The sequence below is a fragment of the Actinoplanes sp. 13 genome, assembly GCF_056134165.1.
The window spans coordinates 354,660-368,640 of sequence record NZ_JBVYOQ010000003.1; the positions used below are offsets into that span (position 1 = coordinate 354,660).

General features: G+C 72.1%; 14 protein-coding genes and 1 pseudogene. 7 read left to right on the forward strand and 8 right to left on the reverse strand.

The features are described 5' to 3' along the window. Positions 1–16: 16 nt before the first annotated feature. Genes AC0NH5_RS09370 through AC0NH5_RS09385 form a run of 4 tightly spaced genes read right to left on the reverse strand, consistent with a single transcriptional unit; the run spans position 17 to position 2,218 of the window. The gene (locus AC0NH5_RS09370; RefSeq protein ID WP_474401980.1) at positions 17–778 is read right to left on the reverse strand and encodes an ABC transporter permease; all 762 of its coding nucleotides are present in this window, start codon (positions 776–778) and stop codon (positions 17–19) included. Next, the gene (locus tag AC0NH5_RS09375; protein ID WP_474401983.1) at positions 778–1,524 is read right to left on the reverse strand and encodes an ABC transporter ATP-binding protein; all 747 of its coding nucleotides are present in this window, start codon (positions 1,522–1,524) and stop codon (positions 778–780) included. Before AC0NH5_RS09375 ends, AC0NH5_RS09370 begins: the two co-directional genes overlap by 1 nt. Next, the gene (locus AC0NH5_RS09380; protein ID WP_474401985.1) at positions 1,524–1,892 is read right to left on the reverse strand and encodes a DUF1048 domain-containing protein; all 369 of its coding nucleotides are present in this window, start codon (positions 1,890–1,892) and stop codon (positions 1,524–1,526) included. Before AC0NH5_RS09380 ends, AC0NH5_RS09375 begins: the two co-directional genes overlap by 1 nt. Then, the gene (locus AC0NH5_RS09385; protein ID WP_474401987.1) at positions 1,889–2,218 is read right to left on the reverse strand and encodes a PadR family transcriptional regulator; all 330 of its coding nucleotides are present in this window, start codon (positions 2,216–2,218) and stop codon (positions 1,889–1,891) included. The genes AC0NH5_RS09380 and AC0NH5_RS09385 overlap by 4 nt, the downstream gene beginning before the upstream one ends. Positions 2,219–2,376: 158 nt before the next feature. On the opposite strand from AC0NH5_RS09385, the gene AC0NH5_RS09390 reads away from it, so the two are divergent. The 6 genes from AC0NH5_RS09390 (at position 2,377) to AC0NH5_RS09415 (ending at position 7,614) form a co-directional block, all read left to right on the forward strand. Then, positions 2,377–2,919, forward strand: a complete 543-nt coding sequence (locus AC0NH5_RS09390; protein ID WP_474401989.1) for an EXLDI protein — start codon at positions 2,377–2,379, stop codon at positions 2,917–2,919. A gap of 191 nt (positions 2,920–3,110) precedes the next feature. Continuing rightward, the gene (locus tag AC0NH5_RS09395; protein WP_474401991.1) at positions 3,111–4,730 is read left to right on the forward strand and encodes a sensor histidine kinase; all 1,620 of its coding nucleotides are present in this window, start codon (positions 3,111–3,113) and stop codon (positions 4,728–4,730) included. A gap of 310 nt (positions 4,731–5,040) precedes the next feature. Then, positions 5,041–5,472, forward strand: coding sequence for a hypothetical protein (locus tag AC0NH5_RS09400; RefSeq protein WP_474401994.1), 432 nt, complete (start codon positions 5,041–5,043; stop codon positions 5,470–5,472). Continuing rightward, positions 5,469–6,071, forward strand: coding sequence for a TetR/AcrR family transcriptional regulator (locus AC0NH5_RS09405; RefSeq protein WP_474401996.1), 603 nt, complete (start codon positions 5,469–5,471; stop codon positions 6,069–6,071). The genes AC0NH5_RS09400 and AC0NH5_RS09405 overlap by 4 nt, the downstream gene beginning before the upstream one ends. 30 nt (positions 6,072–6,101) lie before the next feature. After that, on the forward strand, positions 6,102–7,070 hold the full coding sequence (locus AC0NH5_RS09410) for an aldo/keto reductase (protein WP_474401998.1): 969 nt from the start codon (positions 6,102–6,104) through the stop codon (positions 7,068–7,070). Positions 7,071–7,107: 37 nt separating this feature from the next. Further along, positions 7,108–7,614, forward strand: a complete 507-nt coding sequence (locus AC0NH5_RS09415) for a hypothetical protein (protein WP_474401999.1) — start codon at positions 7,108–7,110, stop codon at positions 7,612–7,614. A 99-nt stretch (positions 7,615–7,713) separates the two neighbouring features. Here the strand turns inward: AC0NH5_RS09415 and AC0NH5_RS09420 are convergent, their stop codons facing one another. The 4 genes from AC0NH5_RS09420 to AC0NH5_RS09435 all read right to left on the reverse strand — a co-directional run bounded on the left by AC0NH5_RS09420 (position 7,714) and on the right by AC0NH5_RS09435 (position 13,703). Continuing rightward, positions 7,714–8,517, reverse strand: coding sequence for an alpha/beta fold hydrolase (locus AC0NH5_RS09420; protein ID WP_474402001.1), 804 nt, complete (start codon positions 8,515–8,517; stop codon positions 7,714–7,716). 8 nt (positions 8,518–8,525) lie between these two features. Then, complete coding sequence (locus AC0NH5_RS09425; protein ID WP_474402003.1) at positions 8,526–9,359, reverse strand: alpha/beta fold hydrolase; 834 nt, start codon at positions 9,357–9,359, stop codon at positions 8,526–8,528. 79 nt (positions 9,360–9,438) lie between these two features. Further along, positions 9,439–12,189, reverse strand: a complete 2,751-nt coding sequence (locus tag AC0NH5_RS09430; protein ID WP_474402005.1) for an ATP-binding protein — start codon at positions 12,187–12,189, stop codon at positions 9,439–9,441. A gap of 113 nt (positions 12,190–12,302) precedes the next feature. After that, on the reverse strand, positions 12,303–13,703 hold the full coding sequence (locus AC0NH5_RS09435) for a glucose-6-phosphate dehydrogenase (protein ID WP_474402007.1): 1,401 nt from the start codon (positions 13,701–13,703) through the stop codon (positions 12,303–12,305). An 87-nt stretch (positions 13,704–13,790) separates the two neighbouring features. Here AC0NH5_RS09435 and AC0NH5_RS09440 point away from each other — a divergent pair. Continuing rightward, positions 13,791–13,931: pseudogene (locus AC0NH5_RS09440) on the forward strand (permease); the annotation flags it as partial. Positions 13,932–13,981 lie beyond the last annotated feature (50 nt).

Consider the following 13,981-nt stretch of genomic DNA (forward strand, 5'->3'; position numbering starts at 1 on the left):
GCCGCCCGGGGCCGGCCTAAGAGATCTTGCGGCGGTAGATGACGACGGCGAAGCCGTATGCCATCACCAGGATGCCGACGCACCAGGCGAGGGCGATCCAGATGTCGGCGCCGACCGGCTGCTGGGCGAACAGGTCACGGATGGCGTTGACGATCGAGGTGACCGGCTGGTTCTCGGCGAACGCGCGCACCGGGCCGGGCATGGTTTCGGTGGGGACGAACGCCGAGCTGATGAACGGCAGGAAGATGAGCGGGTACGCGAACGCGCTCGCGCCCTCCACCGTCTGCGCGGAGAGACCGGCGATCACCGCGATCCAGGTGAGAGCCAGGGTGAACAGGATCAGGATGCCGGTGACCATGAGCCAGGCCGTCGGCCCGGCACCGGAGCGGAAGCCCATCAGCACGGCGACGCCCACGACGATCAACAGCGAGATCAGATTGGCGACCAGGGAGGTCGCCACGTGTGCCCAGAGCACGCCCGACCGGGCGATCGGCAAGGACTGGAAGCGCTCGACGATGCCGCTCTTCAGGTCCATGAAGAGCCGGTACGCCGTGTAGGCGATGCCGGACGCGATCGTGATCAGCAGGATGCCGGGGAGCATGTAGTTCACATACTTCTCCGTGCCGGTGTCGATGGCGCCGCCGAAGACGTAGACGAACAGCAGCATCATCGCGACCGGCGTGATCGCGGTCGTGATGATGGTGTCCACGCTGCGGGTGACGTGCTTCATGGACCGGCCCACCAGGATGGTGGTGTCGGTCAGGAAATGTGTCTGCATCACTTGTCCTTGACGACGGCGAAGAAGATCTCCTCGAGGGTGGGCTGTTTCTCGACGTACTCGACGGTGGCCGGCGGCAGCAGCAGCTTGAGCTCGGCGAGCGTGCCGTTCACGATGATCCGGCCCTGGTGCAGGATCGCGATCCGGTCGGCCAGGTGTTCGGCCTCCTCCAGGTATTGCGTGGTGAGGAGCACCGTCGTGCCGCGGGCGGCGAGGCCCTTGACCGCCTCCCAGACCTCCAGCCGGCCCTCGGGGTCGAGCCCGGTGGTCGGCTCGTCCAGGAAGATCACCGGCGGGTCCCCGATGAGGCTCATCGCGATGTCCAGCCGGCGGCGCATGCCTCCGGAGTACGTCGCCACGCGCCGCCCGCCGGCGTCGGTCAGCGAGAACCGGGCGAGCAGGTCGTCCGCGATCCGGCCGGGCTCCTTCAGGTGTCGCAGCCGGGCGATCAGCACCAGGTTCTCGCGGCCGGTGAGGATCTCGTCGACTGCCGCGAACTGGCCGGTGAGGCTGATCGAGGCCCGGACGTCGGCCGGCCGGGTGGCGACGTCGAAGCCGTTCACCGCGGCCGTTCCCGCGTCGGCCTTGATCAGGGTGGAGAGGATCCGCACGAGGGTGGTCTTGCCGGCTCCGTTGGAGCCGAGCAGGGCGAAGATCCGGCCTCGCTCGACCTCCAGGTCAACGCCGCGCAGCACCCGCAGATCACCGTACGACCTGGTCAGCCCGCGCACTTCGATCGCGGCCATCAGACGGTCCCGCCGGTGGACTGTTCGCCGGCGGCGTGGGCGATCGCGTCGTTGAGCCGCTTGCGCTCCCGGACGATCCACTGGCCCTTCGGGTAGTTGCGGATGAACGTCTCGATGAACTCCACCGGGTCGTCGCCGACGACCTGCCGGATCCCGGTGCCGTCCGCCGCGCTCTGCTCGAACAGGTCGAGCAGGTCGACGAGCAGGGGTGTCGGGTCGCCGCCGGTGCCGAAATACATCACGTACCGTTCCAGGGCCTCGATCGACTCCCGGTACGGCTCGGGCAGGCGTCGGGAGCGGGCCTTGTAGGCCCGCCATTGGCGCTTGTCGCCGATCACCGTCTCGATGAGCTTCGCGAACATCGTCATCGCTCTCCTTCGTGGAGCTGTTCGAGCCGTTCGGACAGGAAGGTCCAGGTCGTCCAGAACTCGTCGAGGTACCGGCGGCCCTCGGCGTTGAGCGAATACACCTTGCGGGGCGGCCCCTTCTCGGACGGGACCTTCGCCACGTCGACGAAACCGCGCTGCTCGACCCGGATCAGCAGCGCGTAGACCGTGCCCTCGGCGATGTCGGCGAAGCCCCGCTCCCGCAGCCGCGCGGTGATCTCGTAGCCGTATGCCGGCCGGGCGGCCAGAAGCGCCAGGACGATGCCTTCCAGCACGCCCTTGAGCATCTCGGTCATCTGCTTGCCCACAGAACCACACCTCCCTTCGGTGCTACTCGGTGTCATTGAGTACCGGTACATAGTAACGCTGAATACCGACGGCGCAAGCGATGCGTTTCGGAGCGGTGTACGTATCCATATACGTAGTAGTACACGTATGAGTACACTGGCGTCCAGAGGTGAGACGCATGCCGAACAAGACCATCTACATCGCCGACGACGACCTGCCGCTGCTGCACAAGGCCCAGGAGCTGACCGGGGGCAATCTGTCCGGCGCCATCGTCACGGCGCTGCGCCGGCTGGTCGAGGTCGAGCAGGCCAAGCAGGCCGGCTTCGCCGAGATCACCGTGAAGACCGGCCTCGGCAAGTCCTCGATCAAGCGCTTCCTCGGCATCGCCCTGGGCGAGTGGACGGCGTCGAGCGGCGAGGGGGAGGAGACCTATTCGCTCTTCCGGACCAGCAAGGGCCGCTTCGCGGTGCACCACTCCCGGTCCGAGCTGCAGACGCCGGTCGGCCCCAACGCCGAGCGCAGCCGAAGATGGTCCACCGGGTGGCGCGGCTGGGTCGGCGACTGGTCACCCGACCAGGCCTGGATGCGCACCCCGGCGCAGGCCTCGTTCTCCGTCGTCGACAGCGTCGAGGAACTCGAGCCGCTGCTGCCCGGGGAGCTTTACGCGCTCGCGCTGCAGACCATCCAGGACGAGCCCGTGGTGGAGGACCTCGACATCTGACCGGCGTGCGGCGCCGCATGAGAGGGCGCCGGGCGACGGCCGGAAGGTGCCGCCCGGCTCGTCCGCGGCCGAGTCCGGGACCTGACCAGGTCGTACCAAAAGGTGGCAACTAAGCCGGAAGGCCGGCCGGCCGATAAGGGTCTTGGACCAGTGAGACGTCGCCGGGCCGGCCGAGGACGCGGGAGGACGCGGTGGACGCCATCCGGAACCGCGTCACCTGCGACCCGCAGGTGCGCCTGGACGCCCAGCAGGTGCTGGCGGTCGCGCTGCACGCGTACATGGCCATCGACGCCGCGGGTCACGTGGTGGCCTGGAACGCCGCCGCCGAGGAGATCTTCGGCTACACAGGTGACGAGGCGTGCGGCACCGACATCGCCGAGCTGATCATCCCGTTGCGGTTGCGCGGGGGCCACTGGACCGGGCTCGCACGGCTGGCCGCCGGCGGTCCCGGACGACTGCTGGGCCAGCGGCTGCAACTGCACGCGGCCCACCGTGACGGCCACGAGTTCCCCGTCGAGATGACCCTCGCCGCCACCGAGAGCGCCGGCCGGCGGGTGTTCCACGCCTTCGCCCAGGACGTCACCGCCGCGCACCGTCTCCGCCGGTTCGCCACGGTCGAGGCAGCCGTGTCCCGCGGCATGATCGAGGCCGACACCAGCACCACCGCCGCACGCCGGGTCGCCGAAGCCCTCGGCGCGCATCTGGGCTGGCCGGTCACCGAACTCTGGCTGGCCGACGAGCACCGGCAGCTGGTGTCCTGCGTCGCCCGGCATCACGCCCCCGGCCTGGAACTGGGCGCCTTCGCCGTCGACGAACTGGAACCCGGTGTCGGCCTGCCCGGCCGGGTCTACCAGCAGGCCCGGGCGGTGTGGATCCCGGACCTGGCCGCCGACAACGTGTCGTTCCGCAGCCGCGCCGCCGCCCACATCGGCCTGCACGTCGCGGTCGGCGTGCCGATCAGGACCGCCGGGCACCTCCTCGGCGCCCTGTGCGTCTACGGCGACCGGATCGAGGACCCCGAGGACTCCCTGACCGTCCTGCTGACCGGCATCGCCGCCCAGATCGGCCAGTACCTGGAACGCCGCCGCGCCGAGGAACTCACCGTCGAACTCGCCCGGACCAAGGACGAGTTCCTCGCCCTCGTCACCCACGAGCTTCGCAACCCGCTGGCGGTGATCACCGGCGTCACCAGCATCCTCGACGCCGACCTGGAGACGTTAACGGTCGACGAACAGCGCGAACACCTGCACATCATCAACCGCAACGCGCAGCGCCTCGCCGTCATGGCCGAGGATCTGCTCGATCTGGCCCGCCTGGAGTCCGGGCACCTCGCCCTGGCGCCGGCCGACGTCGATCTGGCCGCGATCATCCGGGAAGCGGTCCAGGCGAACACGGCCGCCGCCGAGGAGCGGAAACAGGCCGTCCTGGTGGAGATGCCGGACCTGGTCACGGTGCACGCCGACCCGCACCGGCTCCGCCAGGTCGCCGACAACCTGCTGTCCAACGCCATCAAGTACACCCCGCCGGGCGGCACCATCACCGTCGCGGTCCACCCGGCCGGCGGCGAACTCGTCTGGACGGTGGCGGACACCGGCATCGGCATCCCCGCGGCGGAGCGCCCGCACCTGTTCCGCCGCTTCTACCGTGCCTCCACCGCCGTCGAGCGCCGCATCCCGGGCACCGGCCTCGGCCTCGTGATCACCCGTACCATCGTCGAACGGCACGGCGGCACCATCAGCCTGGCGGACACCGCCGGCGACGGGACCACCTTCGTCATCCGGCTGCCGTACGACCCTCGACCGGCCCGCTGACGCGACCCTGCGGGGCCGGGACGTCGCCGCGCCGGTTCGTCCGCCGCCTTTCGGGCATATGCGCTTCCCCGCGACCAGGAGGCGCAGTGCCCGGCACCACCACGAGCAAGTCACCCTACGAGGACTTCACCTGCCCGCACTGCAAGGCGCGCGCCGGCCGTCCGTGCACGTTCAAACGGCCGCGCCGGCCCTGCGATCTGCCGTGCCACGCACCGCGCTGGGACAAGTGGCAGCGGGCCCTCCAACGGGGTAAGGCCTTGCAAGGTTTGTCTACGTTGTAAACATACAACGTAGACATACTGGAGGCGGCATGGTCACCATCGCGACACTCGTTCCCTTGTTCTGGCTCGGCTGGCTCGTGCTGATCGACTGGGTGCCGATGTTCCCGCTCAACGACCTGCGGCCGGACAACGTCCGGCAACGGCGCATCGCCGCGGCGGCGAACTATCCCGTGCCTCTGCTGATCGCCGCCGCCGTGGCGCTGCAGCAGACCTGGTCGCTGGCCGTCGGGCTGGCCCTGTGCGCACTCTGCCTCGCCGGCCACCTCTGGAGCTGGTGGCTGCCGTACTTCGGCTTCGGCACCGCGGCACAGCGCGAGGTCTACGACCGTGAGTACCGGCGCACCTGGAAGATCCTTCCGACCGCCGGCAGGGCGGTGGTCATCGACGTCCAGCACATGGTCGTCGGGGTGGGAACCCTCGCGATGGTCGCCACCACCCTGGCTGTCATGCTCGGGGCATGACCGGGCAGGCCACGCCGGCACGTCGCCGCGGCGGCCGCCCGGCCCAGGTGAATCAGCAGGACATCGTCACGGCGGCGATCGCCGTGATCGACGCCGAGGGTCTGGAGGCGCTGACCATGCGCCGCCTGGCGACCCGGCTCGGCGTGACCGCGATGTCGCTCTACCGGCACCTGGCCAACCGCGACGCCGTGCTCTCCGCCGTGGTCGACCACCTGGCCGGACAGGCGGTCACCCGGACGGACCCGCGCTGGTCCTGGCGCCAGGCCGTGCAGGGCTTCGCCGAGCAGTACCGGGCCGTGCTGTTGCGCCACCCCCGGGTCGTTCCGCTGCTCGCCACGCACCCGGTCACCCTCGACACCGGGCTCGCGCTGATCGAGCCCGTGCTGCACCGGTGCGAGAGCGCCGGAGTCGGGCGCGAGGAGGCACTGACCGTGATCCAGTCGGTGATCGTCTACACGCTCGGGCACGCCCTGGCACAGGTCGGCACGCCGCCCGGCATTGACGAGACACCGGCTGCGGCGGGCTACTACCAGCAGTGGTACGAAGCGGGCCTGGAAGCGATGCTCGACGGCTTTCAGACCCGGCTCCCCCGCACCTGAGGATCGCCGCCCACCGAAGAGAGGCACTCCATGGACCACACACGGCTGGGTCGTACGGGCTTGCGGGTGAGCCGCATCGGACTGGGATGCATGAGCTACGGCAGCCCCACCACGGGCCTGCACCGGTGGACTCTCGACGAGGATGCCGCGGCCACCTTCTTCCGGCAGGCCGTCGAGCTGGGCGTCACCTTCTGGGACACCGCGAACGTCTACCAGGGCGGCACCTCCGAGGAGTTCGTCGGCCGGGCGGTCAACCGGTTCTCCCGGAGGGAGGACATCGTGCTCGCCACGAAGGTGAGCGGCCGGATGCACGACGGCCCCGGCGGCGGCGGGCTGTCCCGCAAAGCCGTCCTGGAACAGGCCGACGCGTCGCTGCGGCGACTCGGCACCGACCACATCGACGTCTACTACGTGCACCGCTTCGACCCCGAGACCCCGGTCGAGGAGACCATGGCAGCGCTCCACGACCTGGTGCGGGCGGGCAAGGTCCGCTATCTCGGCGCCTCGTCGATGTGGGCGTGGCAGTTCGCCAAGATGCAGCACGCCGCGCAGCTGCACGGCTGGACGGCGTTCTCGGCGATGCAGGACCAGTACAACGTGCTCAAACGCGAGGAGGAACGGGACATGATCCCGATGTGCCTCGATCAGGGCGTCGGGCTGACGCCGTACTCGCCGCTGGCGAAGGGCCGTGCCGCCCGGCCCTGGGGTGAGCAGACCACCCGGTCCTCCTCCGACGCCGTGGCGAAGGCGTTCGACCGGGACGCCGACGAACCGGTGGTCGGCGCCGTCCAGCGGATCGCCGAGGCCCGCGGCGTCCCGATGGCACAGGTCGCCCTCGCCTGGGTGCTTTCCAAACCGGTGGTCTCCTGCCCGATCGTGGGCGCGACCAAGCCGCACCACCTGCCGGACGCGGTCGCCGCCCTGGACCTCAAGCTCACCGAGGCCGAGTCCGCCGCGCTGGAGGAGCACTACACCGCGCAGGACAACTACTGGTGGTGAGACCCGTTACGCGACCATGGCGGGCCAGCCTCGAGACATGGCCTGGCTGCCGGCGGCCCTGGCCGCCACCGCCGTCCGCATTCTGGCCACCACCGACCTCGGTGGCTCCCACCCGGCCAGCCACCGCTTCGCCGAAGCGCCGGAATCCGACCCCGAAGCAGGTGTACGAGTCAGCGCGCTCGCAGCGGGCCTTCGCCGCCGCGCCCGCCACTGTCTACCGGACCTGATCGCCGCCGCGCTGCACCGGGCCACCGGCCCCGACGCCGCCCTCGTCCCGGCAAGCCGGCACACCACCCGGGGCGCGGTGGACGGCGCGGTCGCGGCACTGGCCGCCGGGCCGGTGACCGAGCTCGACCACGTCTGGTGGAACTGGTGCCGGAGGCCATCCGGAATCAGCACGGCCACGGCGCGCCCCCGCACCACGGCGGTTGCGCCGGTGTTCATCCCCCGCCTGAGCGAGCTGATCGGCCGGGAGATCGAGGCCGAACCCGCCCCGGTGGGATGCCGGCCCGTGGGGGCCGCGCACGCCGTGAGGGCCGGGTGAGAAGTGGCCGGCGCGCGTCGACATGCCGTCCGCCGGGACGACGACGCGCACCGGGCCCCGGCCCCGTGCGGATGTACGCACGGCGGCCGAGGGCACGGGTCAGTTCGCGGCGCGGACGACGAGGTCGGCGACGGCGCCCGGACGCGAGACCGCCACGGCGTGCGAGGCGCCGCCGACGGTCACGGTGGCGCGTGAGCCGGCCCGGTCGGCCATGAACTTCTGCGCCCGCACGGGGATGTTCTTGTCGGCGCCGGCCAGCAGGAACCATGACGGAATGCTCGCCCAGGCGGGTGTACCGGACGCTTCTCCCAGCGCGGCCTCCCGGATCGGGCGCTGGGTGCTCGCCATGAGCGCGGCTTGTCGCGCCGGGACGTCAGCGGCGAACTGCTGCCGGAAAAGCTCGGGCTTGATGTAGAGGTCCGTCGAGCCGTCCGGCAGCGGGACCGCCTCCAGCGTCTCGCCCAGCGTGCCACCGGGGTATTTCGCGGCGAGCTGTGCCGCGGCCTCTCCTGCGGCGGGGGCGAAGGCGGCGACGTACACCAGCGCCTTCACCTTCGGCGATCGTGCCGTCACGTTGGTGATGACGGCGCCGCCGTAGGAGTGGCCGACCAGCACCACGGGCCCGGCGATGCCGGCGAGACGCGCGTCGAGGGCATGGGCGTCGGCGCGGACACCGCGCAGGGGGTTGGCCACGGCGACGGCGGTGAAGCCGCGCCGCTGGAGTCGTTCGATGACGGGGGCCCAGCTGGAGCCGTCGGCGAAGGCCCCGTGGACGAGGACGATGGTGGGCTTGCGCCCGGCCGGATGGGCGGCCCGGGCGTCGGGCGTGCCGAGCAGGGCGAACCCGGCGACCGCGACGAGCGCGGCCAAGGCGGCGGTGATGCGGTGCTTGTGCGTGTGCATGTCTGCTCTCAGCCGGCGAGGAAGGCGATCAGGGCGGCGTTGACCTCGGCCGCATGGGTGAGCAGCAGGCCGTGCGGAGCGCCGTCGATCTCGACGTAGCGCGCGTTCGGCAGGCGGCGGCGGAACTCGCGGGCGGTGGCGTCGATCGGCAGGATCCGGTCGGCGGTGCCGTGCAGGATCAGCGACGGCACATCGATGCGCTCCACGTCGGCCCGGAAGTCCGTCAGCCACGCCGGGACACACGCGTACGCCGCGATGGGGGCCGAGCCGATGGCGGTGACCCAGTTCGCCCGCAGCGCGGCCTCGCTGAGACGGGACCCGAGCGTCTCGTCGGTGTTGAAGAAGTCGACGAAGAAGTTCTCGTACCAGGCGTAGCGGTCGGCCTCGGCCTGCGCGGCGATGCCGTCGAAGACCGACTGCGGCACCCCGGTGGGGTTGTCCTCGGTCTGCAGCAGGAACGGCTGGAGCGCGCCGAGGAAGGCGGCCTTCGCCACCCGCTGCGAGCCGTAGGTGCCCAGGTAACGGGCGACCTCGCCGGAGCCCATCGAGAAGCCGACGAGGACGACGTCACGCAGGTCCAGCTGCGTCAGCACGGTGTTCAGGTCGGCGGCGAACGTGTCGTAGTCGTACCCCGTCATGGTCTTGCTCGACCGGCCGAAGCCCCGGCGGTCGTAGGTGATGACCCGGTAGCCGGCCTTGACCAGCGCGTCGGTCTGCTTCTCCCACGACTGCCCGTCCAGCGGGTAGCCGTGGATCAGGACGACCGGCTGTCCGGAGCCGTGGTCCTCGTAGTACAGCTGGATGCCGGTCGAGCCCTCGGTGCCGACGGTGATGGTCCCCATGATGTGCCTTCCCGCCCGTCCGCCGTGTGCGGACCGGGCATGACACAACCTAGGGAGGCGCTCGGATCCACCGCGTCCGTCAGGTGACGTCTTCGGCGTACGTCGTCGTGTCGCGCAGCACCGCGGCGAGCTCGCCGCGGGACGTCACGCCCAGCTTGGGGAACATCCGCTGGAGGTGGGTGCTCACCGTCCTGGGCGAGACGTACAGCCGCTCGCCGATCTCCCGGTTCGTCAGCCCCCGCGCGGCGAGCTGCGCCACGTGCAACTCGGTCGAGGTCAGCCGGTCGACCACGGCCGGGTCCTGACGAGGGGACGACGCGCCCGCGGCACGCAGCTCCTGCCGGGCCCGTTCCGACCACGCCCGCGCGCCGAGGGCGTCGAAGACCTCGCGCGCCGCCTGCAGGACGACGCGGGACTCGGCGGGCCGCCGCTGACGCCGCAGCCACTCGCCGAGCGCGAGGTGCACCCGTGCGCGCTCGAACGGCCAGTCCACCGGGACGGCGTCCAGGGCCGCCCGGTAGAGCGGCTCGGCGACGTCCGGCGGGCTCAGCAGGGCGCGGGCGAGGCGCAGCCCGCAGAGCAGGGCGGGGGACGGAGTCGACTCCTCGAGCGGGTCCAGCTCCGCCAGGATGTCGCGCACCGCCTCCGCGGCCTCGCTGCGCACGGCGGCCTCGACCAGCTCGGCCACCGCGTAGAAGCGCAGCCAGGGATGGAAGGCGGGATCGGCCGGGTCGAAGACTCGACGCAGATGCCCGTACGCCTCGCTGTAGCGGCCCTGGCAGAGCCCCGCCTGCCCGCGGGCCGTCTGCACGATGGCCAGCGCCGGGCGCGCGCCGCCGGGGAGGGCCACCCGCTCCGCCTCGGCTGCCCACTCCTCCGCCCGCGGGTCGCCGCAGACGGCGGCCAGCTGCGCGCGGATGGCGTGCACCATCGCGTGCACGAGCGGCTGACCGGTCTCCCGGGCCAGCTCGGCGGCCTCTTCGGCGGCGAGGGAGCCGGCGCGCACGTCACCGAGCCGGGCGGCGCTTCCCGCCTGCACGCAGAGGGCGCGGGCCATCATCGACAGCCGGCCCTGCGCCCGCAGGGCGCCCAGCGACCTGGCCGCCAGCCGGCCCGCCAGGGCGGGCGCACCCACCGTCACCGCGGCGCCGCCCAGCAGCTGGTCCCCCTCCGGGTCCTCGGACGAGCGGTCCAGCTGACCGGCCAGCGACTCCAGGACGGCGCGCCCCCGTTCGACCGGCGCGCAGTACGCCCGCAGGGCCACCAGGCCGGCGTTGTCCGCGGGGACGGGCATCTCGTCGGCGGCGGCGGCGACCCGCCGGCGGGCGGCCGGGCCCGGCTCTCCCCAGAAGCAGTGCAGGACCGCGCCCCACAGCATGCGCAGCCCCAGCGCGGGATCGCCGGACGCGGTGATCCCGACGGCGAGCTCGGCCAGCTCGGCGGTCGCGGTCCCCTCGCCCTGCGCGGAACCTTCGACCAGAGCGATGCCCACCCAGGCTGCACGGCCCCGGTCTCGGATCGACAGCTCCAGGGAGCGTGCCTGCGCCAGCAGGTGGTCCACGATGTCACTCTGACCCGACTCCAGCGCCAGCTCGGCCGCGCGGAGCAGCCGGTCGGCGCGCGTGGACGGGTCTTCGGTCAGCTCCGCCGCCCGCCGGAGAGCGGCCAGCGCCGCGGCGACACCACCGCGCCGAAGGGCCCGGCCGGCGGTCGAGTCCAGGTCGCGCGCCGCCTGCTCGTCGAAGCCGGCGGTGGCGGCGGCGCGGTGCCACGCCTGCCGGTCCGGCTGCCCCTGAAGTTCGGCGGCGAGAGCGGCGTGCGCGGCTTGGCGTTCGGCAGCGGTCGCGGCGTGGTGCATCGCCGAGCGGACGAGGGGATGCCGGAAAACCATTCCCCAGGGCTCCAGCAGGCCCGCGCCGACCGCCGGGCCCAGGGCGGCGACGCCGACCGGCGTCCCGAGCATCCGGCCGGCTGCGGCGAGGCACTCGTCCATCGTCCCGTCACCGTTGAGGGCCGCGAGGAGCAGAACCGCCCGGGTGTCGGCCGGGAGACGGGAGACCCGGGCGGTGAAGGTACGTTCCAGCCGCTCGGTCAGCGGCAGCGGACCGGGCGTGAGCGCGTACGCCCCACCGACCGACTGCAACGCGACGGGCAGCTCGGTCAGTGCCAGCGGGTTCCCGGCCGCCTCCTCCAGCAGCCGCCGCCGCACCCGCGGCCCCAGGCCGGGGGCCACCGCGTCGAGCAACTCCCCCGACACCTCGTCCGTCAGCGCTTCCAGGTGCAGCTCCGGCAGGCCGGTGCTGCCGAGCCGCTCGTCCGTGCCCCGGGTGACGGCGACCAGCACCAGAGGGTCGGACTCGATCCGCCGCGCGACGAACCCGAGCACGTCGAGGCTGGCCCGGTCCATCCAGTGGGCGTCCTCGACGACGACCAGCAGCGGTGCCTTGACCGCCGCGTCGGACAGCAGGGTCAGCGCGGCCAGGCCGACGAGGTAGAGGTCCGGCACGGCCTCGTCGACGAGCCCGACGGCGGCGCGCAGCGCGGCACCCTGCGGCCCGGGAAGGTCGTCGATCCCGTCCCGCAGCTGGTGGACCAACTGGTGCAGGCCGGCGCAGGGCACGTCCTCCTCGGACTCCACCCCGACCGCCGTGATGACCCGGGTGCCGCCGCGCGCGGCTCGCGCCGCCGCCTCGGCGACCAGCGCCGACTTGCCGATCCCGGGAGCGCCGCGGACGACCATCGCGCCGCCCGACCCGGCGGCGGCCTGCTCGACCAGGGCGGTGAGTGCGCGGCGCTCCGTCTCCCGGCCCAGCAGCGCCCGTCGTTGCATGCCACGCTCCGCCTTCTCCGATCGGCCATCCGCCCGCAGGCGTATTGGAGCATCGAGCCGGAGGGCACAGGTGCGCACTGTTGATCGACGTGCCGCCTGTCACAGCGGTGATCTCAGGGCGTCAGAAGGGAGTCGGCCGGGCCGTCACTGCCGGCGGGGTACTCCTGCAGCGGCACCTTTCCGGAACGCCACGCCGCCAGCACCGGCTCGACGACGCGCCAGCAGTCCTCCGCGACGTCGCCGCGCACGGACAGGGTCGGGTCACTGTCGAACACGCCGCGCAGCACCTCGCCGTACGGTGGCAGCTCGCCGGGGCCGAACTCCGACTCCAGAGTCACCGGGTCGATGCCGAACGGGTCCCCCGGGCCGTTGATGTTCATGTCCAGCGCCAGCCGGTCCGGGCCGAACCCGATCCGCAACCGGTCCGGCTGCTCACAACCGGTCAATCCGCCGGGCACCCGGGGCGGCTCCCGGAACGTGACCACCGCTTCCTTGCGCCGCCGTGCCACCGCCTTGCCCGAGCGCAACCGGAACGGCACACCGGCCCACCGCCACGTGTCGACGGCCACCACGATCTCGGCCAGCGTCTCGGTCTGCCGGGCGGCGTCCACACCCGGCTCATCGGCGTACGACGGCAGCTCCCGCCCGCCGATCCGCCCGGCGGTGTACCGCGCGCGGCGGCCGGCGGCCACCGGGTCGTCGCCCCACAGCCGGGTGGCGCGCAACACCTGCGCCTGGCGGTCGCGCAGCTCGCGGGCGTCGACGGTGGGCGGTGCGTCCATCGTCAGCAGGGCCAGCACCTGCAACAGGTGGCTCTGGACCATGTCGACCAGCGCGCCGGCACGGTCGTAGTAGCCGGCGCGGCCCTCCAGGGCGAGGTCCTCGTCGAACACGATGTCGACGCTCGCGACGTGGGCGTTGCTCAGCAGCGGCTCGAAGATCCGGTTGGCGAAGCGCAGCCCCAGCACGTTCAGCACGGTCGACTTGCCGAGGAAATGGTCGACCCGGTGGATCTGGTCCTCCGGGACGAGGCGGACCAGCAGTTCGTTCAACGCGCGGGCGGTCGCGGCGTCGGTGCCGAACGGCTTCTCGAGTACCAGGCGCGTCTCCGGCGCCAACCCGATGCGGTGCAGGGCCGCGCACGCCTTGGCGGTGACGGCCGGCGGCAGCGCGAAGAAAATCGCCACCCGTCCCCGGCAGGCTGCCAGCAACCGCCGCAGATCGTCCTCCAGCGTCACGTCGGCGCGCAGATAGCGGGTGTGCTCGACGAGGCCGGACGACGCTTCGGCGCCGCCGAACGAGTCGCGCACCCGGTCACGCCACCGCTGGTCGTCCCAATCGTCCGTGCCGGCGCCCAGGAGCGTCAGCCGGGGCACGCCGCCGGCGGCCACCAGCGCGCCGAGCCCGGGCAGCAGCAGCCGCGCGGTCAGGTCACCACTGGCGCCGAGGATCAGCAGGGTCTGCTCCGGGGCCTGGGGATCGTCGCCGCGGACGGGAGTGGACGGTGCGGTCATGGTCGTCACCATGCCCCGAACAGCCCGGCGGTAAGCACCGGCGCTCCGGCACCGAGAACTGAATACATCAACAAATGAGCCGGCCCGCTGGTGGTCCTCCGCGATCCGCTCACCGGCCTGATCCCGGACCCCCGCCTGCAGACGTGGACCCCCGGGTTCGTGTCGGTGCTGGCCCAGGCGATGCCGTTCCTGGTCTTCGGTGCCGTGCTGTCCGCGGTGATCGCCGTGTGACGGCGCTCTCCCGGCTTGCCTCTCACACCGACGTCAGGTCCTAGCCT

Excerpts from the sequence above, each read along its gene's own strand:
- AC0NH5_RS09370 (WP_474401980.1), bottom strand. The coding sequence starts at position 778 with ATGCAGACACATTTCCTGACCGACACCACCATCCTGGTGGGCCGGTCC.
- AC0NH5_RS09375 (WP_474401983.1), bottom strand. The coding sequence starts at position 1,524 with ATGGCCGCGATCGAAGTGCGCGGGCTGACCAGGTCGTACGGTGATCTG.
- AC0NH5_RS09380 (WP_474401985.1), bottom strand. The coding sequence starts at position 1,892 with ATGACGATGTTCGCGAAGCTCATCGAGACGGTGATCGGCGACAAGCGC.
- AC0NH5_RS09390 (WP_474401989.1), top strand. The coding sequence starts at position 2,377 with ATGCCGAACAAGACCATCTACATCGCCGACGACGACCTGCCGCTGCTG.
- AC0NH5_RS09400 (WP_474401994.1), top strand. The coding sequence starts at position 5,041 with ATGGTCACCATCGCGACACTCGTTCCCTTGTTCTGGCTCGGCTGGCTC.
- AC0NH5_RS09405 (WP_474401996.1), top strand. The coding sequence starts at position 5,469 with ATGACCGGGCAGGCCACGCCGGCACGTCGCCGCGGCGGCCGCCCGGCC.
- AC0NH5_RS09410 (WP_474401998.1), top strand. The coding sequence starts at position 6,102 with ATGGACCACACACGGCTGGGTCGTACGGGCTTGCGGGTGAGCCGCATC.
- AC0NH5_RS09415 (WP_474401999.1), top strand. The coding sequence starts at position 7,108 with ATGGCCTGGCTGCCGGCGGCCCTGGCCGCCACCGCCGTCCGCATTCTG.
- AC0NH5_RS09420 (WP_474402001.1), bottom strand. The coding sequence starts at position 8,517 with ATGCACACGCACAAGCACCGCATCACCGCCGCCTTGGCCGCGCTCGTC.
- AC0NH5_RS09425 (WP_474402003.1), bottom strand. The coding sequence starts at position 9,359 with ATGGGGACCATCACCGTCGGCACCGAGGGCTCGACCGGCATCCAGCTG.
- AC0NH5_RS09430 (WP_474402005.1), bottom strand. The coding sequence starts at position 12,189 with ATGCAACGACGGGCGCTGCTGGGCCGGGAGACGGAGCGCCGCGCACTC.
- AC0NH5_RS09435 (WP_474402007.1), bottom strand. The coding sequence starts at position 13,703 with ATGACCGCACCGTCCACTCCCGTCCGCGGCGACGATCCCCAGGCCCCG.